This window comes from Methanoculleus thermophilus (genome assembly GCF_001571405.1).
In the GTDB taxonomy this organism is placed as follows: Archaea; Halobacteriota; Methanomicrobia; order Methanomicrobiales; family Methanoculleaceae; genus Methanoculleus; species Methanoculleus thermophilus.
In genome coordinates this window covers 319,950-342,375 of sequence record NZ_BCNX01000007.1, presented here as the reverse complement: position 1 = coordinate 342,375, position 22,426 = coordinate 319,950, and the positions used below count along the sequence as shown (strand labels likewise).

General features: G+C 59.9%; 20 protein-coding genes. 10 read left to right on the top strand and 10 right to left on the bottom strand.

Annotated elements, in window-relative coordinates; genetic code table 11:
• Nucleotides 1-26: 26 nt before the first annotated feature.
• Complete coding sequence (locus MCUTH_RS07620; RefSeq protein ID WP_066957696.1) at nucleotides 27-1,208, bottom strand: DUF362 domain-containing protein; 1,182 nt, start codon at nucleotides 1,206-1,208, stop codon at nucleotides 27-29.
• 1 nt (nucleotide 1,209) lies between these two features.
• The gene (locus tag MCUTH_RS07615; RefSeq protein WP_224732849.1) at nucleotides 1,210-1,881 is read right to left on the bottom strand and encodes a ribonuclease III family protein; all 672 of its coding nucleotides are present in this window, start codon (nucleotides 1,879-1,881) and stop codon (nucleotides 1,210-1,212) included.
• A 230-nt stretch (nucleotides 1,882-2,111) separates the two neighbouring features.
• Here MCUTH_RS07615 and MCUTH_RS07610 point away from each other — a divergent pair, with 230 nt between their 5' ends.
• Nucleotides 2,112-2,864, top strand: coding sequence for a hypothetical protein (locus MCUTH_RS07610; protein WP_224732848.1), 753 nt, complete (start codon nucleotides 2,112-2,114; stop codon nucleotides 2,862-2,864).
• A gap of 12 nt (nucleotides 2,865-2,876) precedes the next feature.
• Here the strand turns inward: MCUTH_RS07610 and MCUTH_RS07605 are convergent, their stop codons facing one another.
• The 5 genes from MCUTH_RS07605 to MCUTH_RS07585 all read right to left on the bottom strand — a co-directional run bounded on the left by MCUTH_RS07605 (nucleotide 2,877) and on the right by MCUTH_RS07585 (nucleotide 8,507).
• Nucleotides 2,877-4,082 (bottom strand): molybdopterin-binding protein, encoded by a 1,206-nt coding sequence (locus MCUTH_RS07605; RefSeq protein WP_066957692.1) that lies wholly within the window; start codon nucleotides 4,080-4,082, stop codon nucleotides 2,877-2,879.
• Nucleotides 4,083-4,205: 123 nt separating this feature from the next.
• Entirely contained in the window at nucleotides 4,206-5,006 is an 801-nt protein-coding gene (locus tag MCUTH_RS07600) for a formylmethanofuran dehydrogenase subunit C (protein WP_066957690.1), read from the bottom strand.
• 10 nt (nucleotides 5,007-5,016) lie between these two features.
• A complete protein-coding gene (locus MCUTH_RS07595; protein ID WP_066957688.1) occupies nucleotides 5,017-6,723 on the bottom strand; it encodes a formylmethanofuran dehydrogenase subunit A in 1,707 nt (568 codons plus the stop codon).
• A gap of 3 nt (nucleotides 6,724-6,726) precedes the next feature.
• Nucleotides 6,727-8,094 carry a formylmethanofuran dehydrogenase subunit B gene (locus tag MCUTH_RS07590; RefSeq protein WP_066957686.1) on the bottom strand — a complete coding sequence of 456 codons (1,368 nt, stop codon included), beginning with the start codon at nucleotides 8,092-8,094 and terminating at the stop codon, nucleotides 6,727-6,729.
• Entirely contained in the window at nucleotides 8,094-8,507 is a 414-nt protein-coding gene (locus MCUTH_RS07585) for a molybdopterin dinucleotide binding domain-containing protein (protein ID WP_066957685.1), read from the bottom strand. The genes MCUTH_RS07590 and MCUTH_RS07585 overlap by 1 nt, the downstream gene beginning before the upstream one ends.
• Nucleotides 8,508-9,533: 1,026 nt before the next feature.
• Between MCUTH_RS07585 and mcrB the strand changes: the two genes are divergently transcribed.
• The 7 genes from mcrB to MCUTH_RS07550 all read left to right on the top strand — a co-directional run bounded on the left by mcrB (nucleotide 9,534) and on the right by MCUTH_RS07550 (nucleotide 17,048).
• A complete protein-coding gene (gene mcrB / locus MCUTH_RS07580) occupies nucleotides 9,534-10,838 on the top strand; it encodes a coenzyme-B sulfoethylthiotransferase subunit beta (protein WP_066957683.1) in 1,305 nt (434 codons plus the stop codon).
• 16 nt (nucleotides 10,839-10,854) lie between these two features.
• Nucleotides 10,855-11,325: a methyl-coenzyme M reductase operon protein D gene (gene mcrD / locus MCUTH_RS07575; protein WP_066957681.1), complete on the top strand. Its 471-nt coding sequence runs from the start codon at nucleotides 10,855-10,857 to the stop codon at nucleotides 11,323-11,325.
• 92 nt (nucleotides 11,326-11,417) lie between these two features.
• Entirely contained in the window at nucleotides 11,418-12,182 is a 765-nt protein-coding gene (gene mcrG, locus MCUTH_RS07570) for a coenzyme-B sulfoethylthiotransferase subunit gamma (RefSeq protein ID WP_066957679.1), read from the top strand.
• 5 nt (nucleotides 12,183-12,187) lie between these two features.
• Nucleotides 12,188-13,894: a coenzyme-B sulfoethylthiotransferase subunit alpha gene (mcrA, locus tag MCUTH_RS07565; protein WP_066957677.1), complete on the top strand. Its 1,707-nt coding sequence runs from the start codon at nucleotides 12,188-12,190 to the stop codon at nucleotides 13,892-13,894.
• 579 nt (nucleotides 13,895-14,473) lie between these two features.
• Nucleotides 14,474-15,589 carry a DNA polymerase IV gene (dinB, locus tag MCUTH_RS07560; RefSeq protein WP_066957675.1) on the top strand — a complete coding sequence of 372 codons (1,116 nt, stop codon included), beginning with the start codon at nucleotides 14,474-14,476 and terminating at the stop codon, nucleotides 15,587-15,589.
• Nucleotides 15,590-15,645: 56 nt separating this feature from the next.
• On the top strand, nucleotides 15,646-16,479 hold the full coding sequence (locus tag MCUTH_RS07555) for an SDH family Clp fold serine proteinase (protein WP_066957673.1): 834 nt from the start codon (nucleotides 15,646-15,648) through the stop codon (nucleotides 16,477-16,479).
• A 143-nt stretch (nucleotides 16,480-16,622) separates the two neighbouring features.
• Nucleotides 16,623-17,048: a hypothetical protein gene (locus tag MCUTH_RS07550; RefSeq protein ID WP_066957670.1), complete on the top strand. Its 426-nt coding sequence runs from the start codon at nucleotides 16,623-16,625 to the stop codon at nucleotides 17,046-17,048.
• A 15-nt stretch (nucleotides 17,049-17,063) separates the two neighbouring features.
• Here the strand turns inward: MCUTH_RS07550 and MCUTH_RS11740 are convergent, their stop codons facing one another.
• Entirely contained in the window at nucleotides 17,064-17,522 is a 459-nt protein-coding gene (locus tag MCUTH_RS11740; RefSeq protein ID WP_066957668.1) for a hypothetical protein, read from the bottom strand.
• Between the two features lie 161 nt (nucleotides 17,523-17,683).
• On the opposite strand from MCUTH_RS11740, the gene MCUTH_RS07540 reads away from it, so the two are divergent.
• Nucleotides 17,684-18,514: a tetratricopeptide repeat protein gene (locus MCUTH_RS07540; protein WP_066957667.1), complete on the top strand. Its 831-nt coding sequence runs from the start codon at nucleotides 17,684-17,686 to the stop codon at nucleotides 18,512-18,514.
• 228 nt (nucleotides 18,515-18,742) lie between these two features.
• On the opposite strand, the gene MCUTH_RS07535 is transcribed toward MCUTH_RS07540, so the two are convergent.
• Nucleotides 18,743-19,954 carry a geranylgeranyl reductase family protein gene (locus MCUTH_RS07535; RefSeq protein ID WP_066957665.1) on the bottom strand — a complete coding sequence of 404 codons (1,212 nt, stop codon included), beginning with the start codon at nucleotides 19,952-19,954 and terminating at the stop codon, nucleotides 18,743-18,745.
• Nucleotides 19,955-20,140: 186 nt separating this feature from the next.
• Here MCUTH_RS07535 and MCUTH_RS07530 point away from each other — a divergent pair, with 186 nt between their 5' ends.
• Entirely contained in the window at nucleotides 20,141-21,226 is a 1,086-nt protein-coding gene (locus MCUTH_RS07530; protein WP_066957663.1) for a helix-hairpin-helix domain-containing protein, read from the top strand.
• 42 nt (nucleotides 21,227-21,268) lie between these two features.
• On the opposite strand, the gene MCUTH_RS11890 is transcribed toward MCUTH_RS07530, so the two are convergent.
• A complete protein-coding gene (locus MCUTH_RS11890) occupies nucleotides 21,269-22,378 on the bottom strand; it encodes a DUF2795 domain-containing protein (RefSeq protein WP_224732763.1) in 1,110 nt (369 codons plus the stop codon).
• Nucleotides 22,379-22,426: the final 48 nt, after the last annotated feature.

Below are 22,426 nucleotides of genomic sequence, written 5' to 3'. Positions count from 1 at the left end.
CACATGAGTTTTTTGCCCGACCCAACTCACCCGAGCAGGCGGGCGAGGAGCCGTCCGGCAAGGCTCCGGGAGAGGGCGATGGCGTGCTCGGTGCACATCTCGTGGCAGCAGTAGCACCGAATACAGCGTGTTAGATCGATCGTCGCTCTGCCTTCGGTGATGGTAATCGCCTGCACCGGACAGATTCGCTCGCACTTCCGGCACCCGACGCACGACTGAGCAACCACACCGGGGCGGGGGGCGTAGATCCTCCCGAACCGCTGGACGACGGCAAGCAGCACCCGCCGCCAAATACCCGCCCTGCCCCCGGCGTAGGTCGAGGGTTTCCGAAAGTCCGGGACTGCAAACTCTGCGGGGTCATCGCCGACCGTCCGGACAGCCGCGGGATCGAGAAGTCCGCGGGCGGCCGCGCTCCGGATACTCCCGATCTCGAGCGGGTCCATCCCGATGAGCCGGGCGAGGACCGTGTCCACGGCCGCATAATCGCTCCCGGCGAGGATCACCCCGATCTTCCTCGGGTTCCCCGACTGAGGGCCGTCCCCCTCCATACCTATCACGGCATCCACAATCTGGAGCCGGGGCTTCATACACTCGTTTAAGTCGACGAGCATCCTCCCAAAGGCGTACTCGTCCTGGAACCGAAAATGAAAGACCGGTTTCTCAAGTCCAGGGATGAGACCGAAGAGGTTCTTTGTCGCACCCGTCATTCGGGTCCACATGTGCGTCTTCGCTTTCGAGACGACCACGATTGCATCGGCCTCGACGGCGGGAGTGATGATGGGAAATTGGGTTATCAACTCGCCCTCAGGATATGGGACGACCACAGAAGAGGTATCGTAGTTTAAGAGAGCGCCCGTCTCCTCCGCAACCGCCGTATACCCGGCACGCGAGTACGCCCGCCGGAGATTTGCCTCGCTGTAGATGACTCCAGCCCCCGGGCTGTCGGCGATGAGAGCCGGGCATCCGTGCTCCGCAAGGATTCGGGCAACGGCGGCGACGATGGTCGGGTGGGTGGTGACGCACCGCTCCGGATCCTGCCCCTGCAGGAGGTTTGGTTTGAGGAGCACCCTCTCTCCCGATGAGATGAACCGTTCAATTCCACCGAGGAGACCGAGCGCGCGCCGAACGGCTGCATCGACCTCATCCGGATCATAGGCATCGCACCGGACGACCGCGACGGTCGGATCGCGCCTGGTCTGCTGCACCATCTTACTCCTTCCCGAGCCGCTTGAGCGCCTCTTTTGCCGCGAGCATTGCCGCTCCCTGTTTGGTCCGCCCCTTTCCCTCCCCGAGAGGGATTCCCCCGACTGTCACCCGGGCGGTCCAGACCGGACAACTGCCCGGACCTGTCTGGCTGAAGGCATACTCAAGCTCACCGAGATTCTCTCTCGCGACACACTCCTGGAGCCTTCCCCGATAGTTCCGGCGTCCGTCACACTCTGCGATCTCGTCTTCAAAGATCGTGAGTATGACCTCGCGGACCGCATCAAGGCCCCGGTCGAGGTAGATTGCGCCTATCAGGGCCTCAAATGCGTCTGCAATGATGGAGTCCGTCAATGCCTGCCCCCGCCGTCTGATAACGCGATCGATCCCGAGGCCCCGTTGAAGCACGATCTCGGCGAGTTTCGTATTCCTCGTCACCTGGAGCCTTCGGTTCATCTCGCCGGGCGGAAGGTCATACTCGCTATAAAGGTGGTTGGCGATGACGAAGTCGAGGACGTAGTTTCCCAGGAACTCGAGCCGCTCATTATCTCCAACCGCTGCCACCGGGTACTCGTTGCCGATATACGACCGGTGGGTCAATGCCTGATCATAGAGAGGAAAGGCGGCATCGGAGATCCCGGTGATCCCGAACGGTGGATGGGCAAGGAGTGCACGCACTTCAGCCTCCCTATCGCGATGGGCCGGCTCCTGGATTTGAGGAGATTCTCGCCCAAATATCCGACCGATTTGAAGTCTTTCCCTGATTGTCGCGAGTTTCATGGCTACTATGGCGCAGGGTATCCCTGATCAGCTAACTATAGAAAGGCTTCCTTCCTGCTCGATAAATCTTTGCGAGGGTATAGGGTGCTCCGGGAAACCTTTTCGTTGCCTGCGAAAGAGATCTCTATGTGGTTGAGTCCATAACGGGCAAGACCGGTGGCAGCGTCTACCTGGACATTGAGTTCGGTTATGTCTATGGCACCTGCCGCGGGGTCATGATGCCGATCGAGATCGGTGCGGTCGTCTACAGATCGGAGGATTATAGCGTCCAGTATGTCGGCGAGCAGTTCCGGTACGATATCGATGTCGAGATCTGGAAGAAGGTGACCGACTCGTGCGGCAAGACCATCGGTGTCGCGACAACCGTGGCGAATATGGATCGCGGTGAATATGGGCTGGAGTACGACCACTCCTTCCGGATACCGGAAGATGCGGTGCCGGCGGCAGAGGCTACCGCCCGGAAGGCCTATGCCGACCTTCAGGTCTTCATGGAGTCCGTCCTCTCGACGGGGGGTATCGATGAGGTCGTCGTTTTTGCAGCGGATATGGAGAGGAGAGCTTTCCGGACTGCAAACGTCTCGCTCGACGGCTCGAGATTGGTCGACCTCCAGCGGGAGATCCGGCGGCATTTTGGGATGAAGCAGGTTCTCTCCCTCGATCGTCTCGCCCGGCTCATCGATTTTACCGTGGACGGCTCCACCGTCGCCTCTGCGCACTTTCGCTACCCCATCCCCGTCGAGTACCGCCACCTCCTCGGCCCTCACCGCGGGATGGGCGACGCCGTCCGGACCTTCCTGCTCGCACGGGAGTTTCGCGAGAACCTCCCGGATCTTGAGAGGCGCATCCAGAGCCTTGTGAGAACCTGCGGGGATGAAGGCTGAGAGGAAACCGTCTCACGTCGGCGGGGATCTTGCCTCGCGGATCGTCCAGCATGGCCCCGTCAGCGTGACCTCGACCTCGGTCTCCTCCTCGATGCATCCAACCCCGGCAGGAATATGCAGATAGGCGTTCCCTCGTACCATCACCATCTGCGTGTGGCTCTTCCTCGGCAGGGGGGTCGCGATGTACCGGTTGCCTGCCCTGGAGATGGCGAGGAGGAGAAACTCGTCATAGCCGGGGTCCGACGTGACTCTCCCGACGAGTCGGGCGCGTAGGGTCTCCGGGGATCGAGTACGGAACCCCCATTCGGCGAGTAGCGGGAAGGCAAGTTCTCGCACAGCAGTCATCGCGGCGATCGGATACCCCGGGACCCCGATGACCGGTTTGTCGTCGATCCGCCCGAGGATGGACGGAGTTCCCGGCTTCATCGCGATGCCGTGGACGAGCACCTCGCCGAGATCATCGATGATCCTGGCGGTGAAGTCTCTCCTCCCCGCCGATGAGCCTGCCGAGACTATGAGGAGGTCGTTCTCCCGAACGCCTCTCTCGATCGCCGCTCTGAGCAGGTGGGGGTCATCGCGGGTGATCTCGTAGCGGGTGCAGGTGGCGCCCGTCTCGCCGAGGAGTACCGCCGCACCGGCGGTGTTGCTCTCGATCACCTGCCCCGGCCCCGGGACTTCGCCCGCCGGAACCAGTTCACTCCCCGTCGGGATGAGGCCGATTCTCACCTCTTTGGCGTCCACGGTCGTTATCCCATACGTGAGGAGCGCCCCGATATCGCATGGGCGTATCCAGTGCCCGGCAGGAAGGATCATCTCACCCTCCCGGATCTCGCTGCCGGCAGGGTGGATGTGCTCGCCCGGGGAGACTGCTTTTCCCGTGCTCAAGGCATCCCCTTCCGCGATGACGTCCTCGACCATGACGACGGCATCGTAACCGGGAGGGATCGCGTTCCCGGTGTTCACCCAGTACGGATCCGTGAGCCGTACCGGGTTCGTTCCGCTCGCGCCGGCGGTCTCCCTGCTCCTGACGGCAAAACCGTCTCTTGCCGAGATGTCCCTTATGGGGTGGGTCAATCTTGAATAGACCGGTCCTGCCGTTATCCGTCCGGCCGCTTCGGCAACGGGAACCCGGATCGTCCGATTCGGGACAGGGAAGACGGACCGCATCATCTCCCGGACCTTTGCAAGCGGCGTGAGTACGAGGTGCTGCCTCACCATATCACGCCCCTCTCGCTTGCGGCTTCAATCCCATAGATCAGGCAGAAAAAGCGGTTCACCGGTCTGGCTTCCTAGATGAAGGGATGGTCTTTCAGTTCGATTCCAGGGTGTTTGGGAAAAAAATTAGAGTCTGGTGTAGAGGTTTGCATACACCGTCTGGCCCTTGGAGACGGGGTGGCGCTCGCCGAGGTCGCCGATGTAGTGGGCGAAACGGGCCTTCACACCATCGACTTCCTGCTCCACCTCGCCGACCCGCTTGAAGCCGGGGAGCGGGTTCTCGATCGTCCCGAAGACGTAGACGTCGCCCTTCACCATCTGCCCGCCGACACGGCCTTTGGCGTTGCCCTTGATAATGACGGTGCCGCCCTCGCCGTGAGTGCAGACGTGAATGTCCGCGTCCCCGCCGACGATGATCGTCCCGCCATTGATGAACGTGGCGGTGTCGTTTCCGACGTTTCCGGCGACCCGGATCAGCCCGCCCTGCATGCCGCGCCATTCACCGCGGGGTGATGCGCCCAGGTGGTGTCCGGCGTTCCCATCGATGATGAGCTCGCCGCCTTCCATCCCTATGCCGCAGAACGAGTCGACGTTTCCTTTCACATGGATCTTGCCGCCTTTCATCCAGCCGCCGATATACATGTCGGCGCTGCCTTCGATGACGATCTCGCCGGCGGTCATCTGCTGGCCGATCCTCTTGACCCGGGAGCAGTCTCCACGGAGGACGATCTTCGTCTCGGCTGCCGTTGCCCCGCCATCGCCCTCCACGGTGAAGTACTTTCCGAGCGGACTCTTCTGTTTGCCCTCCCAGACATCGAGAGCAGCGATATCAGCAGCCTTCTTGCCTGCAAAGTTGTCTGGGGTGATGCTCTGCCCCTCGAGGTACAATTCGGGGGGGTTGGTCATGGTAAGAGTTACTGTCTTCATGATTGTCGCCTCACTCTGTCGCGTTGACCTCGATCACCCGCGGGTTGTGGATGTGTTCCTCGAAGAGCGGGTAGTTGTCGAGTTTGACGCTGTAGTGCTTGAGGAAGTGCTCATAAATGTCCCTCTGTACCTGCGCGTTCTCCGGGACCTTCACGTCGACCCAGATTGTCCGCTTTGCGGGTTCCGCAACAATCTCGCCGTCCTGGACGGTCACGACGCCATCTTTAACGACCCAGGCGCACCGCGAGAAGGCTTTCTCGATGGCTGCCGGATCCGAGGGCATGTCTTCGGGGTTGAGGGCGTAGATGGCGATATCGGCATCCATGCCGGGGGCGAGCCCACCGTAGATGTTGCTGATACCGAGCGCCCTTGCCGGCCCTGCACGGGTCATCTGGGCGATCTCGTAGAGCGTGAGTTCCCGGTCGATACTGTCGATCGAGGTTGCCGCGATCGTCTGGTCCAGCCACTTGAACGTCTTCATGGTCGCGTCACGTGCAGCCCTGCTCATCAGCCAGGTGATGACGCGCGGATAGCGGGTGAACGGCCCGGCGTTCGGGTGGTCGGTGGTGAGGAACGTCCGCATCAGGTCCTTCGATAAGAGGGCCAGCTCCAGGCCGACGGCCCACTGGATGGTACAGACCTTGACCTTCGGGCTGTAGATGTATGGGACAACACCTGCTGCGGTCTCGAGTTCTACGTCCACGTTAGCCCACTTCAGGTTGTTTAAGGCACGCAGGTGGTGCTCGAACGGCCCGTCGGCGGTCATGGTCGTGGTCTCGTCGAGCGTCACCTGGCCGATATCGATGGTGATGTTGTCGTGAGCGTTCACGTAGTCCATGATCTCCTTAGACTTGGACTCGAAGTTCTTCCAGGAGTCGCCACCGTAGGAGTGGAACTGGAGGTGAGTGAGGTGCATCACCTGCTTGCGGCCGAAGTTGTTCTTCGGGGTGTAGCCCTCGGCGATTTTCATCGATTCGAGTGTATCGAGATAGTTGCCGGGGTTTCCGAGGTTGTTGCAGTGCAGGTGCACCGAGTGGGGAAGGCCGAGGTGCTCGTTCGTCTCGATGAGGCCCTTTATGATCTGGGCCGGGGTGACATCGAAGTACGGGACCGGGTCATGGATATGGGTGCAGTTCAGTCCCCATCCCCAGGCTTCGGAGCCGCCGGGGTTGACGACCTTGATACCGAATCCCCGGGTTGCCCGGAGAAGCCAGGCAGTGTATGCAGCGTTGTTCTCGACCTCGTTGTTCTTGAGGTACTCGAGAGTGAACCAGTTGTTTCCGAAGACCGGCAGCGCGGCATTGTCGATGATCGGGGTATCCCGGATCTCTTCGTGAATGTGCGGCGAGTGGAGCGGGGGCATTGCCGCCTCGTTGACGAAGGCGTATCCCATACGTGCATAGTCATAGCCTGTTTTGAACGTCGAGGGGACGGAGAAGCCCATTTCCATCCGGCTGCACTTTCTGTGAGGGCTCTTGAAGAGTTTGTCCTCCGGACGGAAGAGCCGGCCGGTGTTCACCTTCGGTCCGACTACGTGGGAGTGGATATCCACGCCGCCAGCCATCACGGTCATGCCGGCGGCATCGATGACTTTTGGGTTCTTGAGGGTCCCGGGTTCGACGATCTTGCCGTCCTTGACCGCAATATCCATCCGGTCGCCCTTGATACCCTGCAGCGGATCGAAAACGAATCCGTTCTTGATTAAGAGTTCGCTCATTCTTCACTCCTCCGCGTGGACACCAACCGGGGTGGTCTTTGCCTTTCCTTTTGCAGCCTCTTCGGCTTCGAGTTCGCAGAGCCTCTTGTAGATCCGCTCGAAGAGTTCTTCGTCGCTGATGACGCCCTCGGGCGGATCGATGACCTTACGGTACTGGATCGGGACGTTGTCCATCCGATAGACGATGCCCGGGACCTCGACTCCGACAATCCCTACCGGGATGTGGAGGTCGGAGATCTCGCTTGCCATGCAGATGTTCGGGTCGATGGTGATCCAGGGGTGCTTCCTCAAGTGCTTGACAGCCTCGATCGGGAAGTGAGCTGCGGCATCGGTTGCGACGTTGAAGAAGGCGTCAACCTCGTCGCGCATCGCCAGGTCGATGGAGCTCGTCTCGCCGGGGTTCATGTGGGCGACATCCTTTGTCAGGTCCAGACAATAGGGGAACCCATACTGCCATGACCAGACCACTCCCGGTCCGGCGATGTTGTAGTGTCCCCGCATCGCCATGATCGTCCACTTGGTGTAGTCGTTTAAGTCACGGGTCAGGCTGATGGCAATGTCCACGTTGTGGTTCCGGCCGTCGGAGTGGCAGAGTCCCATACCATAGAAGATCGTGCCGAACCGGGCCTTCTTCATGATCTCGGCGACTTCGAGGATCTTCTCACGCTTGATTCCGGCAACCTCCTCGGGGATCTCGTGACCGCGGAGCGCGGTACGGAATGCATTGAAGAGTTCGTAGTCGTGTCCCTGCTTCACCTGCAGGTAGATATCGGCCACCTGGGCGGTGTCGGTGTGCCTCGGATCGACGACGATGATCTTGCGGCTCTTCTGACCCTTCCCGGTGAAGAATCCGCGGGGGAAGATCGAGTAGCGGGACATGTGCCGCGGGTGGGCGTGGGCTGGGTTGGCTCCCCAGTAGACGACGACGTCTGCCCGGTTCTTCGTCTCACCGAGGGTGCAGCTCGGGTAGCCGTTGTCGAATATAGCTAAAAACGAACTTCCATGACAGATGGAGGCGCAGTTATCGAGCACGGCTCCAGCCTTCTCGGCGACCTTGGCTGCAGCGGCCATTCCCTCACAATTGGTCGAGCCGAACCCATAGATCAACGGTTTCTTTGCGTTGTAGAGCACCCTTGCCGCGTAGTCGATCGCCTCGTCGTAGGAGATCTCCTTGTAGGTGCCGTCGGGCTGGCGGAGACGGGGCCGTGTAACCCTCTCACTCCCGGTTGCATGGTGGAAGATCTGGTTGCCGATGGCACAGGCGTTCTCCACCTCGAGAATCTTCTTTCCGTCGTCTGATACAGTCACAACAAGGTCGTCACAGCAGACACCACAGTATGGGCATCCGACGTTCTCAATCTTCTTTGGCATTATTGATCACCTCTCCACATCCCGACAGCCCCCTGGACAAGTTCGAGTGCGCTCTTGCGTCGTTCTCCGTTGGCTGGCTCAACCGTCACAGGGAAACCGCTGTACTGGGGCTCTCCCGTCGCCTGGGTCCGCGGAGGAACAATCTGGTTTGACCAGACACCCTGTGGCATGAAAGCAAGGCCGGGATAGAGTCCCTGTCGTCCTTTGACGACCTTGACGACCACACTTCCGCACTCGCTTGTCACCCGTACAAGTTGGTTCGGGACGAGGCCCAGCGCTTTAACATCGTCATCGTGCATCTCGATTATCGAGCAGGCCTCGAAGTATTCCGGGGTCGTTTTGCCCTTTTCCATCGCGACGCCTTCTTCGACGGAGCGCTGTGTTATCATGTTCAATGTAATCTTGTTCGCCATGGTTTTGCCTCAACACAGTTGGTAAGGCCGACCTCCCGAAGCTCCGGTGAATCGGCCTCATGGGTAGGTGTTCCCGGTACAGCCTGTTGTTGGGCTTTCCCTCGCGTTGCGGGGAGTTACCGGGGCATTCCGTACCCGGCAAGCCGGACCTTCCTGCACAGGAGGGGCCGCCGCCCCGTTCGCCGAAATGCTCCGGAGACATGCAGAGAGCCCGCTCACCTGAGGAAAACGAAACATCCGGGTGGAGCACCGGGCGGATCGCTTTGTCATAACTTGTAATGTTTTGTATTTAACTATTCCGAATTGGTAAGGTACTAAAGGTTATTATGTTTACATTAAGCCATTTTACACGATTTGTTCTTTACCCGAAGATGTACTGCTGTATGCGGCCCGGGATCGCCCTGTGGTGCAGGTCTCGCAACCGTCTGTTCCAGAAGCCGGGTGAGATCTCTTTGGTGAGTGTTGAGGATGGCGAGGGTAGGCTTACTGCAGGTAGTATATAATTAAATTGTATTTGTTAGCGGCTGCTGTTGCATGCATTTTAAAAATTGTGGCCTTGATATCTGGATCTCGTAAGATCCCCCTCAATTTGGTTAGAATTATATATTTTTAGGATGTAACCTATAGAAGCAGGTACCTTTTGATAGTTTTAAGAAAAATTTTATTAACTCTTATTATTGTTATTGTTTCATTTATTATTTAATATGTCCTTTTTGTGCGACCCTCTTTGGGCAGGTGGCCCTGTAATGATACCTTTGGAAATCCTTAAATTGGATCGCGTTAAACCATTTATTCCATAAAATCCCGATTCTAAAATATGTTATTAGAAATATATTCATTATTATTCTTATAATCAGCAAAAGAAGCCTATCTTATTTCGCAAATTTTATTAACAACTCTCTTTCTACTCTTATAGTCCCTTTTGGGACGTGCAGTAGCGGCCTTCAGGGATCTAGAACAGGTGACTGTTTATTGATCTCTCGCATGAACGGAATGCATTGAACAAGGGTAAAAGGATGAAATACTATGGCTAAATACACGGAAACAATCGACCTCTATTCTGATGATGGGAAGCTGCTCAAGAGCGGCGTCACCCTCGACAGAATCAGCCCGCTGGTTAACCCGGCCACAAGTAAGATCATCGACCTGACCAAGAGAACGATCAGCGTCAACCTCGGAGGCATCCAGGAAGCGCTCAAGACCGGAAAGCTTGGGAAGGGCAAGATCAAGGGAAGAGAACTCGATCTCCCCATCATGGAGAACAAGGACGCCATCGTCGCCAAGATCAAGGAGATGGTCCAGGTTGAGGAGGGCGACGACACCAAGATCCTGGAGTTCAACGGCGGCAAGCTCCTGCTCGTTGAGGTTCCGTCGAAGCGCCTGATCAACGCGGCAACGTACGATGCTGCAATCACCTCAGTCGCAGCCGCGACCACGTTCGCGATCGTCGACCAGTTCAACATCGACGCCTTCAACGCATCCACTGTCAAGGCAGCCTGTTGGGGCAGCTACCCCCACACCCAGGACATGGAAGGCGCACTCGTCACGTCGATCCTGACCATCCCCCAGAACAACGAGGGTATCGGTTACGCGCTCCGGAACATCCCGGTCAACCACGTCGTCATGATGACCGGCAGGAATGCCCTGCAGGGTGCCGCACTCGCGTCCACCTTCGAGACCGCTGGTGTCTTCGAGATGGGATCCGCCATCGGACCGTTCGAGCGTGCCCAGCTGCTCGCCTACGCCTACCAGGGCCTGAACGCGAACAACCTGGTCTACGACCTCGTCAAGGCAAACGGTGAGACCGGAACCGTCGGTACCGTTGTCCAGAGCCTGGTCGAGCGGGCCATCGAGGACAGGGTCATCACTCCGGGCAAGAAGGGCAGCTACTTCCAGTTCTACGACACGAAGGACCCGATGCTCTGGAACGCCTACGCTGCTGCAGGAACCATGGCGGCCACCATCGTCAACTGTGGTGCCGGACGGTTCGCCCAGGCAGTCTCCGCGACGCTCCTGTACTTCAACGACCTGCTTGAGCACGAGACCGGTCTCCCGAGCACCGACTACGGCCGTGTCATGGGTACTGCCGTCGGATTCTCGTTCTTCAGCCACTCGATCTACGGTGGTGGCGGCCCCGGTATCTTCAACGGCAACCACGTCGTGACCAGGCACGCAAATGGCGTAGCTATTCCGTGTGTGGTCGCTGCGGCAGCGCTCGACGCAGGAACCCAGATGTTCTCGCCTGAGAGCACCTCGAAGCTCTTCGCCGAGACCTATGGTAAGATCGACGTCTTCAACAAGCCGATCAACCAGATCGCAAACGGAGCCTGAACGAGCAGAGATCTGAATGATGAACGCCGCATTTCCACAGGTCAGGATCGTGCCGCTCAGGATGCTCAAGCCTGAGACTGCCGAACGCCTGCTCAATATGCTCACCGGCATTGCCGGCATCCGCCGGATGGTGGTCCACGGCCCCGGCCTGCCGAAGACGGTCCCGTATGGGCCGGCACGAGGAAGCCCGAATCCGCATTCGGATCGCAGGGTGATCCAGGTCGGCGACGCTCAAGTCGCGCTCCGTGTCCAGGTTGGGGAGATCATCCTGGAGGTCGAGAATCCCTCTGTCATCGATGAGATCCGGACGCTCTGCGACGGTTTCTTTGTGGGATTCCCCTACCAGCTCCAGGAAGGCAGGTTCATGAAATCGGCCCCGACGCTTGTTGACTACGCGAAGTACGGTCCTGATGCTGATCAAACTCTCATCGGCCTTACGGACCCCCGCAGCAAGGAATGCCCGGTGATTATCCGGCCGCAACGGTGAGCAAAAGAGCACCCAATACCTGGAAATATGGCTGGAATTCGTTCTAGACAGGAAAAGGATAAGATATCAGTCGCTTTGAGGTGAATTGAAATATGGCATACACGCCCCAGTATGGTCCAGGGACATCGATCGTCGCCGAAAACCGGCGCAAGCAGATGAACCCCAACCACAAGCTTGAGAAGGTTCGTTCCGTAACTGATGAGGACATCGTGCTGATCCTCGGCCACCGCGCCCCCGGATCGGCGTACCCGAGCGCCCACCCGCCGCTTGCCGAGCAGCAGGAGCCCGACTGCCCCATGCGCAAGCTCGTCAAGCCCACCGAGGGTGCGAAGGCAGGCGACCGGATTCGTTACATCCAGTTTGCAGACTCGATGTTCAACGCCCCCTCGCAGCCCTACCAGCGGACCTACGCCGAGATGTACCGCTTCCGCGGTATCGACCCCGGTACGCTCTCCGGCCGTCAGATCGTCGAGTGCCGTGAGCGTGACCTCGAGAAGTACGCAAAGGAACTCATCGAGACCGAGATGTTCGACCCCGCCCGTGTCGGCATCCGTGGTGCGACCGTGCACGGTCACTCGCTCCGTCTCGCAGAAGACGGCATGATGTTCGACGCCCTCCAGCGCTGCGTCCTTGGCGAGGACGGAGTCGTCCGCTACGTCAAGAACCAGATCGGCGAGCCCCTCGACCGTGAGGTTGCCGTCGGCAAGCCCATGGACGAGAACTGGCTCAAGGCCCACACGACGATCTTCCACTCGCTTGTCGGAACCGCCTTCCGTGACGACGCCGAATACATCGAATACGTCCAGCGCATCCACTCGCTGCGGACAAAATACGGCTTCATGCCGAAAGAGGAGTGATTACAATGGCAAAGATTGAGAGAACCCAGAAGCTGTTCCTGAAGGCACTCAAGGAGAAGTTCCAGGGGCAGGACGTCGAGTCCGAGACCACCCAGTTCTACAAGTTCAACGGTGTCCGGCAGTCTCCCCGTAAGATGGAGTTCATGAAGGCAAGCCGTGCGATCGAGATGGACCGCGGCATCTCCATGTACGACCCCGAACGCTGCCACCTCGGCGGTATCCCGATGGGCCAGCGCCAGCTGATGACCTACGAGGTCTCCGGCACCGGTGTCTTCGTGGAGGGTGACGACCTGCACTTCGTCAACAACGCTGCGATGCAGCAGATGTGGGACGACATCAGGAGGACTGTCATCGTCGGCATGGACCTCGCCCACCAGACCCTGCAGAAGCGTCTCGGCAAGGAAGTTACCCCTGAGACGATCAACGAGTACCTCCACATCTTAAACCACGCAATGCCCGGCGGTGCTGTCGTCCAGGAGCACATGGTCGAGACCCACCCCGGCCTCGTCGACGACTGTTACGTCAAGGTCTTCACCGGCGACCAGGAGCTCGCGGACGACATCGAGCCCCAGTTCCTGCTGAACATCGAGAAGCTCTTCCCCGCAAAGCAGGCCGAGGAGCTCAAGGCTGAGATCGGCAAGAGCATGTACCAGGCGATCCACATCCCGACCGCGGTCTCCCGGACTTGTGATGGTGGAACGACCTCTCGGTGGTCTGCAATGCAGATCGGTATGTCCTTCATCGCCGCCTACCGCATGTGCGCCGGTGAAGCGGCCGTCGCCGACCTCTCCTACGCCGCAAAGCACGCAGGCGTCGTCCAGATGGGTTCACTCCTGCCCGCCCGGCGTGCCCGTGGCCCGAACGAGCCCGGTGGCATCAAGTTCGGTCTCTTCTCGGATATCGTCCAGGCGAACCGGAAGTACCCCAACGACCCCGCGAAGGCTGCCCTTGAGGTCGTCGGCGCCGGAACCATGCTCTACGACCAGATCTGGCTCGGCTCCTACATGTCCGGCGGTGTCGGATTCACCCAGTACGCAACCGCGGCCTACACCGACAACATCCTCGACGAGTTCACCTACTACGGTATGGACTACATCAAGGACAAGTACAAGGTCGACTGGAAGAACCCGAGCCCGAGCGACAAGGTCAAGCCGACCCAGGATATCGTCAACGATATCGCGACCGAGGTCACCCTCAACGCCATGGAGCAGTACGAGCAGTTCCCGACGATGATGGAGGACCACTTCGGCGGGTCCCAGCGTGCCGGTGTCATCGCCGCCGCATCCGGTCTCTCGACCTCCATCGCAACCGGAAACTCCAACGCCGGTCTGAACGCCTGGTACCTCTCCATGCTCCTGCACAAGGACGGATGGTCGCGTCTCGGCTTCTTCGGCTACGACCTCCAGGACCAGTGCGGTTCCGCAAACTCGCTCTCCATGGAGTCCGACCGCGGTCTGATGGGAGAACTGCGTGGTCCGAACTACCCGAACTACGCGATGAACGTCGGTCACCAGGGCGAATACGCCGCTATTGTCGGCGGTTCCCACTACGGCCGCGGCGACGCGTTCTGCTACAGTCCGCTCGTGAAGGTCTGCTTCGCCGACCCGGCGCTGAAGTTCGACTTCTCCGAGCCCCGCCGCGAGTTCGCGAAGGGTGCAATTCGGGAGTTCATGCCTGCCGGCGAGCGCTCGCTCATCATCCCGGCCAGGTAAACCAACTCCATTACCCTTTTATTTGCACGTCCTCATTTCCGTGATCGCAAACATTCCTGCCGATCAAATGGAGAAGGTGGAGCGGGTGGCTCCCACTCGCCCACGTATTATGAGGCCACAAATTCATATCACGAAGTCTGCTTATTTTCAGTGATTCTTTCGCACTTCTTCTCTCCCTCGTCTCCGCGATACCTGTCCCGGTCACGAAGAGGCGCGCGGGGGCTTTGGATTGGGGCGGCGGGGTGTTCAGTTGGTGGGTCTGCACCAGGTCTGGGTTACAGAAACGCTCAGTTCAAGCTTCACCGATGAGGTAGGCTGGGGCAGTGCGTAGCGATATCCACACGGCCCATCTACGGAAGTAATTTTCATGGGTTTAACGTGTCCTGTTGCTGTAGAAATCCGTTTTCGGGCTTACACATGGTCATTTCCGGTATGATCGGAGAATGCCGCCCTCTGCTCCATCCAGCACCCGTGCAGCCCCTTTTGACCCTTCACTTTCGCCCCGGCCACCAAACCTCCTTATATCGCCGGATCTCAAACATCTCCGCAAGAGGACCGGTGTGTGGAGGAGTTCATGACGTGGCGACCGGCGGCCGGATAATCCTGCACGTGGATATGGACAGTTTCTTCGCCTCTGTGGAGGTCCGCCGGAATCCGTCCCTCGCTGGAAAACCGGTGATCGTCGGCGCCGATCCGAAGGGCGGGGCGGGCCGGGGGGTTGTGAGCACCTGCTCGTATGAGGCCCGCCGCTACGGCGTCCACTCCGGCATGCCCATCTCCCGGGCGTACGACCTCTGCCCGCACGGTGTCTTTCTTCCGGTGGATCGCCTCTTCTACACCAGAGTTTCAGAGGAGATCATGGCGGTTCTCTCCCGGCATGCCTGGCGCATCGAGCAGGTGAGCATCGACGAGGCTTACCTCGACGTCAGCGATGCCGGCAGTTTCATGGCCGCAAAGGCACTTGCCGCCGCAATTAAACGCGAGATCCGGGAAGAGACAGGGCTTACCTGCTCGATCGGAATCGGCCCGGGCAAGGCCGTGGCGAAGATCGCCTCTGACCATCAAAAACCCGACGGACTGACGGTTGTCCCTCCCGATGAGGTTACGTCGTTTCTCGCCCCGCTGCCGGTGACGAAGATCCCCGGTGTCGGGAGGAAGACCGGTGAGGAACTCCGGCGGATGGGTATCCTGACCATCGGCGATCTTGCACGCAGGGACGTTCAGGATCTCATCGCCCGGTTTGGACGGCCCGGGATCCACCTCCACCGTCTTGCCTGCGGGATCGATGACCGCGAGGTGCAGGGTCGGGTTGAGTCCCGGTCCGTCTCCCGCGAGACGACGTTTGAGACGGACACCGCTGATCCCGTTCTCCTGTCCGAGACGCTTGCGACCCTTGCAGACGACGTTGCCGAGACCCTTGCGGCTGAGCGTCTCCGGTGCCGAACCGTCACCGTCAAGGTCCGGTACCGCGACTTCCAGACACATACCCGGTCGAGAACGCTTGAGCGGTTCACCGGCGACCCTGAGACGATCCGACGGATCGCATCAGCCCTGCTCCTTCCGTTCCTCAACGGTACGCCCGTCCGGCTTATCGGGATTAGGCTCTCGACCCTCGAGGGCGGACGCACCCGGCAGACGTCGATCGACGAGTTCCTCCCCTTAGCGCGGCATAACCCTGGCCGCCTTCCGGGGTAGGCCTCGGAGTCACTGGGGCGAACCCTCTTATATTGAGTGCGCATTACGCTGCCAGAATGCCTGATATCTGGACCGTGCTCCTCGCGGTTGCAATCATCCTCCTCTTCGTGGTGCCGTTTGCCCAGCAGCAGGTGACCAGGGCACGACGCCTGCGGGCGATCCGTGATATCGAGGCCGAACGCCAAACAAGGGTCATCGCCCTCATCCACCGGCAGGAGCGGGTCGCCTTCCTGGGCATTCCGTTCTACCGCTACATCGACATCAACGACTCTGAAGAGGTGCTGCGGGCGATCCGGCTCACACCACCGGAGATGCCGATCGACTTCATCGTCCATACCCCCGGAGGTCTCGTCCTCTCATCCGAGCAGATCGCAATGGCGCTTTGGCGTCATAAAGGAAAGGTGACGGTCTTCGTCCCGCATTACGCCATGTCCGGCGGGACTCTCCTCTGTCTTGCGGCCGATGAGGTGATGATGGATGAGAACGCCGTGCTCGGACCGGTCGATCCGCGGATCGGCGACTACCCGGCGGCGTCGATCTTACGGGTTCCGCGTCTGAAACCTCCGGAGGAGATCGAGGATGAGACCTTCATCCTGGTCGATATCGCGGCAAAGGCCCAGAGCCAGATGAGGGAGTTCGTGGTCAGTCTGCTCCGGGACCGCATGGAGACTGATCGGGCAGAGCGCCTCGCACGCCTGCTCGTTGAGGGAACGTGGACCCATGACTACCCGATCACCTTCGAGGAGGCCCGGGACCTCGGGCTTCCCGTCATCTCCGGCATGCCCGCCGAGATTTACCGCCTGATGGATCTCTTTCCCCAGGCGATGCCCCGCCGCCCGTCGGTCGCCTACGTCCCGATCCCTTACCGGGAGGAGGAGAAGAAGGGGTGACGACTTGCCGCCATCTCTTTGCGGAGATGCCTGCGGAACTCATTTTAAAAATCCCGAAGATACATTCTCACTGGTGCGTACCGCACCCGGGGCGCCGGGACCGGATGCCCAACGGGTACGGAACCGACTGGAAACGGTGAGGAATGACTTCGACCGTAAAACGCATATTTCTCGTATGTCTGATCCTCGTGACGATGCTCTTCACTGCCGGGTGCACCGGCGAAGGACAGTCTTCTGCGGGGAAGACGGCAACGGAGTTCCGGGGTGAGGCCTCCGGCTACGACGACCGTGTGGAGTTCCGATACATCCCGAACTCCGATGAACCGGAAACCTACAGCGTGACCTATACGATCGAGCGGGACGTCTCGTGGGGCACGATGATCGAGACCCGGGAGAACGTGCGATACGAGAGGATCTCCAGCGGCAACCCCATCGCGATCGTTGTCCCGCGTGAAGAACCCATGGATGGCGTGGCGCTTGAGATCGAGATCCGGAGCGCTGCTGGTGTTGTCCTGCACCAGAGCAGGACGTCTGTGGGCCCCGAGACTCCCGTCCCGATGCCGCTGTGATCTGTGGGATTGGGGTTACCCCATCCTTATCCCGTCCTGGAACCAACCTTCTTTTTGATCGTGAGCACCTACCTCCAGCTGCATCTTGGTGCATTCGACCGTTCTCTGGATCCACCCTGCAACGATTGCCCCGACCGGAACGGCTTTCGCCGGCTCTGCTATCAGTGCCCGTTCGCCGTGCGGAGCGCAGGCTCCGTGTACTGCGAACGGTTCTCGATCCATATCCGTGCACAGGAGAAGTATGCCCTCCCTGGCTGGAAAGCGATCCGGCGTGCGATTCTTGAGCGGGACGGGCAACGGTGAGCTATCTGCGGCGGAGAGCGGGACCTTCACATCCACCATCTCGACCGTGATCCCACGAACGATGACCCGAAAAACCTGCTCACTCTCTGCGGTATCTGCCATGCCCGGGTGCATACGGAACTCCGTCACGAGGGTGGCGTCGGGCGAGTGGAGCGGGTGATCCGACACCATACCGGGTAAGAATACCCCCGGGTCCGTTGAGTGAAGGGAGCGCAAAGAGACTGTCCGGATGGGGGTTGTTCACGTTTCCACAACATTTGCCATCCCGATCAAGGGGAACGGTTATATTGTATGCCTGCTACCAGTTGCGTTGCTATGGGGGGAGCACTGGAATGGGCATCACAGACAGACTTTTTGGAAGATGCGATCCCGATGACCGGGAGAGGCCCGAAACAGATACTGAGGTGAGCAGAAAAGCCGTCTCCCTCGCACAGCAGGGACGGTTCACTGAGGCTATAGGTTGCTTTGACAGAGTGCTCGAAGAAGATCCGACAAACGTGAAGATGTGGAATAACAAAGGCGTCTTCCTTGATCTCCTCGGCCGGGATCAGGATGCTCTGGCCTGCTGGGAGAAAGCCCTTGAGATTGATCCGGAATTTGCTCCGGCCTGGGTCTCACGGGGGATGTTGCACCGACGCCGCAACAGGTTTGAGGAGGCGCTTGCCTGCTATGACCGGGCCGTGGAGCTCAACCCTGACTCGGCCGTCGCATGGTATAACCGGAGCGGGATCTTCGTTGCAATGCGCCAGCTGGACGAAGCGGTTGCCTGTTACGAACGAGTGCTCTCGATCGATCCCCATTTTGTGGCGGCCTGGATCGATCTTGGTTATGTTCACTTCCTCCGGCACCAGCACGAGGAGGCCATTGCCTGCTACGACCGGGCCATCAGTGAAGACCCCGGGAATGTCCGGGTCTGGAGCCTGAAGGGGGGGGCCCTGTACGCACTCGGAGAGTACCGAAAGGCGCTTGAGTGTTTCGACCAGGTGCTCTCGCTCGATCCGCGGTACTCTGCCGGATGGAGCATGAAGTGCAGCGCCCTCTACCACCTCGGCATGTACCGCCACGCGCTTGCATGCGCCGACAAGGCCCTTGAGATCAACCCTGACTGCGAGTTGACCTCCCAGGTCCGCAAGATGCTCGTCTCCCTGATTGAGAAGTGGTGACGTCCCCCGTTTCTGGGGGCAATGCACTCACCTCTCATCCGTTCGCGAGACCTCTCCTATCTCATCAGGTAGACCCTGTCAAACCCGCCAGGAGGCAAGCCGTGCGATCCAGAGTATGGCATCCTCCCGTGCGGGTGTTGCCTTCATGAAGAGAGGGATGGCAGGAGATCTCCATGAGCCGGCACATTAAGCATATGGATGGATAAGAGGTATCTGCCGGGCAAACGATCACCAGACGGCGGTGTGGAGATCCTCATCGTGTCGAAATCTCCGAAACGATCGGGACCCCTGCACTGCGTCGATGACCCGCCTGCGCGTCGTTCTCATCAAGGCCACGAGGGGTATGTACATCCGGGCATCCAGGCAACGGTAGATGAAGTCCCGGAGTCTCATCTCCGCCTGGAGTTCGGGGATGAGGCGCCGGTTGAGGAGGGAGGTGTAGGTCCCGGCGAGCGGTGCACCTGTGGTGATGTGGCGGTCAACGGCGTGGGCGGCGAGTTCCGCGGTCCGGTGGGCGTAAAAGATCCCTTCGCCGAGGATGGGACTTGCAAACCCTCCAGCGTCCCCGACGAGGAGTGTCCCCTCATAGGCCGGGGAGGTGATGTAATTGCCGAACGGCAGGGGCCATCCTGCTGGTTTCCGCTCTTCAAAGGCTGAAAGACCGACGACCTTCAAAAATTCCCTGAGACGATCGGGGAGCCCTCTCCGGTTCTTCTCAATCAGCCCCCCGATCCCCACGATGATCTCTTCTCTGTTCGGAAAGACCCAGCCGTAGCCCCACCGGCAGACATCAAGAACGAGGCACGGTGTTGTAAGACCGTCGCTTAGACGAATGGTCGCTTCTTCGCTCATGCGCACCTCTGCCTCCTCCCGCGGGATCGCAAGTTCCAGGGCCCAGCCGAGGTTCTTGTTCCACCGCTCCGGGTCGATAGCGCTGTCCGGGAGGGAGCGCCGGACCCGGCTATGGATCCCATCGGCACCGATGATGGCACGGGCAGTATATTGTTCTCCGTCTGAGGTCGTGACGATACGGTTGACGTGGTCGATTGCGGTCACGTCGACGCCTTCGTGGATCTCTGCGCCGGCCTCTGCCGCCTTATGGGCGAGGTAAGTGTCGTAGCGCTCCCGTCGGGTGAAGTGGAACGGTTCAGCGAGGTCTTCGGCGAGGACACGGTTGCTTCCTATGTAGAGGGCATAATCCGTCCCGGTGAAATCAAGCAGTCCTTCCTTCCTGAGGGCGGGAACCGGCAGGGAATAGACCCGCTCGAGGAACCGGACGGACTTCTGGCTGAGGCAGCCAGCGCAGAGCTTATCTCGAGGATACCTCTGTCTCTCAAAAAGCGCCACCCGGTGACCGAACCGGCCAAGCAGATACGCCGCAGTGCTTCCGGCCGGCCCGCCCCCGATAACGACTGCGTCGTAATCCGGTCGACTCTCCATCTCTGTCTCTCTCCGTGGTAATGAGAAACTGTTGTTTATGTTTATTCCGTTCTCCAGGATATTCCTCACTGTATCAGCCCTGCGGGGGGACTGCGCCCACGCTGGCGGTCGTATCATACCTGATGTTCATCGACACTTTCACACCCCGCGCGGCAAGCTCTTAATTCTGCGAACCGATGCTTCTGCATGTCGACACTGGAGCAGAAACTTACCCGTCTCACCGCGGCGGGCCGATTCGACCTCTGCAGTCCCGGGGAGGGGATCAGGCTTCTTTCTGCTGCACCTGTCATCAACTACAACCGGCGGGCTGGCGGATGCGGGCGGATGCTCAAAGTGTTGCTTCACGGCACCTGCGCTTACGACTGCGCTTACTGTGCAGTCCGCCTGCAGCGAGAGCAGCTCCGGTTCACCCCTGAAGAACTTGCCAGGACCTTCCTCGGGCTCTGGCAGGAGGGGCTCGTGGGCGGGCTTTTCTTAAGTTCCGGTATCGCCGGAGACGTCGATTCTGTGATGCACGAGATCGTGGAGACGGGGGAGATCCTGCGGCGGCAGGGCTATGACGGCTATCTTCACCTGAAGATCCTCCCCGGCGCCACCCGGGCGGACATTCACGACGCTGCCCGTGTGGCGGACCGGATCAGCATCAACCTGGAGGCGACGTCCGCCGACCGACTCGGGTGCATCGCCGGGGTGAAGGATTACAGGCAGGATATCCTGAAACGTCAGGCCTGGATCGCTGAGGAGAAGCCCGGCGGGCATACCACCCAGATCGTTCTTGGGGCGGCGGGTGAGACCGATGCCGAGATCCTCTCATGTCTCGCCGACCAGTATCGGCGGGTCCGCCCCTCCCGTGTCTACTTCTCGGCGTTCCATGCCCTGCCGGGAACCCCCCTCGCCTCACGCCCCAATACCCCCGTATGGCGGGCAAGACGGTGGTACCAGGCAGACTCCCTGCTCCGGGAGTATGGGGTTACGCCCGATGAACTCCGGACGGTCCTTGATGACGGGGACTATCTCCCGAACCGTGATCCAAAGGAGGTCCTCGCAGACGGCAGCAGTCCGGTGAACGTCAACCTGGCCTCACGCCGCGACCTCCTCCGGGTACCAGGCATCGGGCCGAAGAGAGCCGACAGAATCCTCCTGCTGCGCAAAGAAAAGCCGTTTACCGGCCCTGCTGACCTTGCGGCGCGGGCCGGGGTTCCGGGAAAGGCTGCCGGATGCTATCTAACGTTCGGCGGGCGGGATTCGGTGCAGATGCGGCTTGCCCTCTAGGTGGAAACGAGCCTGGATCCCCGGAGATCGAGGTACCGGTGGTTATGCTATCTTTCCAAACTCTTCGCTCACATCGGCGGCGGATTGGTAGGTCCGGTCGCTGAACTGCCGGATCGCCGCAATCACGCTCTCCGGAGCGTTATTCCTCTGCGCATGGACGATGAGATCCTCTTTCCTTGCTGGATAATCCATGCCTTTGAGGTAGGTCTGCAGGTCGGATGCGGAGATGCGTTCCCGGTGCGGCACGGTCTTTCGGACCTCGGGCTCCCCCCGGGTGACGGTCTCCGGCGCTCCCGGCCGTTCGCCGCGGGTCTCTCTGCCGAACTCCTCGCTCACTTCGGCGGCTGACCGGTAGGTCCGGTTGCTGAAGCCCTGAAGTATTGTGATCACGCTCTCCGGAGCGTTGTTCCTCTGCGCATGGGCGACGAGATCCTCTCTGCCCGCTGGATAATCCATGCCCTTGAGGTAGGTCTGCAGGTCGGATGCGGAGATGTGCCCGGGAGCCGGTCCCGGGGTTGTTGTGGGGCGTTCGACTCCCGTCACCGGACGGGTCTCCTCGGTTACTCTCTCTCGTGTCTCTCTCAGCTCCGTCGTGACGACCTCCTCAGGCCGGGTTTCCATCACGGACTGCGTCGCCGTTGTGCCTCTCCCCTCGACCTCCTCGGCTGTTATCGGGATTCCCGTTCGCCCGGCCTTCTCCCGCACCTCCACCCGCTCTGTCGTGACGACCTCCCGGGGAGGGGGTTCCACCCGGGTCACGGCCCGCGCCTCTTCCTGGCTCGGGGGCCCCATCGGGCGGGTCGACTCAATCAGGTTCCAGTTCGGCTCCCTGGGCCAATCACCCTCGACGAACCCGGGATCGTTCTCGAGCTTATACTTGCTGATATTCACCACAAAGACGTCGTCTCCCGGCCGGTAGATCATGGCCTCGATGGGGATTGCAAAGAACTTCGAGCCGAGACCGAACATGCCTCCACTCCTGAGTACCGCGTATGCCACTTTTCCCGTGGGTAGGCCGACCCGGAGGCTTGAGATCTCACCGAGGTCATAGCCATCCGGGTTCTTCACCCGCTTCCCCACAATATCCTCGGACGAGAAGTATTCCTGCCTCTCTGTCCTGCGCGTCTGCTGCTCCAGAATCGTTTCAACCATAAAAACCACCATCTCCCTCATATGCTTTCGAAGGTGATCTCCGCCTTC

Excerpts from the sequence above, each read along its gene's own strand:
- MCUTH_RS07620 (WP_066957696.1), bottom strand. The coding sequence starts at position 1,208 with ATGGTGCAGCAGACCAGGCGCGATCCGACCGTCGCGGTCGTCCGGTGC.
- MCUTH_RS07605 (WP_066957692.1), bottom strand. The coding sequence starts at position 4,082 with ATGGTGAGGCAGCACCTCGTACTCACGCCGCTTGCAAAGGTCCGGGAG.
- MCUTH_RS07600 (WP_066957690.1), bottom strand. The coding sequence starts at position 5,006 with ATGAAGACAGTAACTCTTACCATGACCAACCCCCCCGAATTGTACCTC.
- MCUTH_RS07595 (WP_066957688.1), bottom strand. The coding sequence starts at position 6,723 with ATGAGCGAACTCTTAATCAAGAACGGATTCGTTTTCGATCCGCTGCAG.
- MCUTH_RS07590 (WP_066957686.1), bottom strand. The coding sequence starts at position 8,094 with ATGCCAAAGAAGATTGAGAACGTCGGATGCCCATACTGTGGTGTCTGC.
- MCUTH_RS07585 (WP_066957685.1), bottom strand. The coding sequence starts at position 8,507 with ATGGCGAACAAGATTACATTGAACATGATAACACAGCGCTCCGTCGAA.
- mcrB (WP_066957683.1), top strand. The coding sequence starts at position 9,534 with ATGGCTAAATACACGGAAACAATCGACCTCTATTCTGATGATGGGAAG.
- mcrD (WP_066957681.1), top strand. The coding sequence starts at position 10,855 with ATGATGAACGCCGCATTTCCACAGGTCAGGATCGTGCCGCTCAGGATG.
- mcrG (WP_066957679.1), top strand. The coding sequence starts at position 11,418 with ATGGCATACACGCCCCAGTATGGTCCAGGGACATCGATCGTCGCCGAA.
- mcrA (WP_066957677.1), top strand. The coding sequence starts at position 12,188 with ATGGCAAAGATTGAGAGAACCCAGAAGCTGTTCCTGAAGGCACTCAAG.
- MCUTH_RS07555 (WP_066957673.1), top strand. The coding sequence starts at position 15,646 with ATGCCTGATATCTGGACCGTGCTCCTCGCGGTTGCAATCATCCTCCTC.
- MCUTH_RS07550 (WP_066957670.1), top strand. The coding sequence starts at position 16,623 with ATGACTTCGACCGTAAAACGCATATTTCTCGTATGTCTGATCCTCGTG.
- MCUTH_RS11740 (WP_066957668.1), bottom strand. The coding sequence starts at position 17,522 with ATGGTGTCGGATCACCCGCTCCACTCGCCCGACGCCACCCTCGTGACG.
- MCUTH_RS07540 (WP_066957667.1), top strand. The coding sequence starts at position 17,684 with ATGGGCATCACAGACAGACTTTTTGGAAGATGCGATCCCGATGACCGG.
- MCUTH_RS07535 (WP_066957665.1), bottom strand. The coding sequence starts at position 19,954 with ATGGAGAGTCGACCGGATTACGACGCAGTCGTTATCGGGGGCGGGCCG.
- MCUTH_RS07530 (WP_066957663.1), top strand. The coding sequence starts at position 20,141 with ATGTCGACACTGGAGCAGAAACTTACCCGTCTCACCGCGGCGGGCCGA.
- MCUTH_RS11890 (WP_224732763.1), bottom strand. The coding sequence starts at position 22,378 with ATGGTTGAAACGATTCTGGAGCAGCAGACGCGCAGGACAGAGAGGCAG.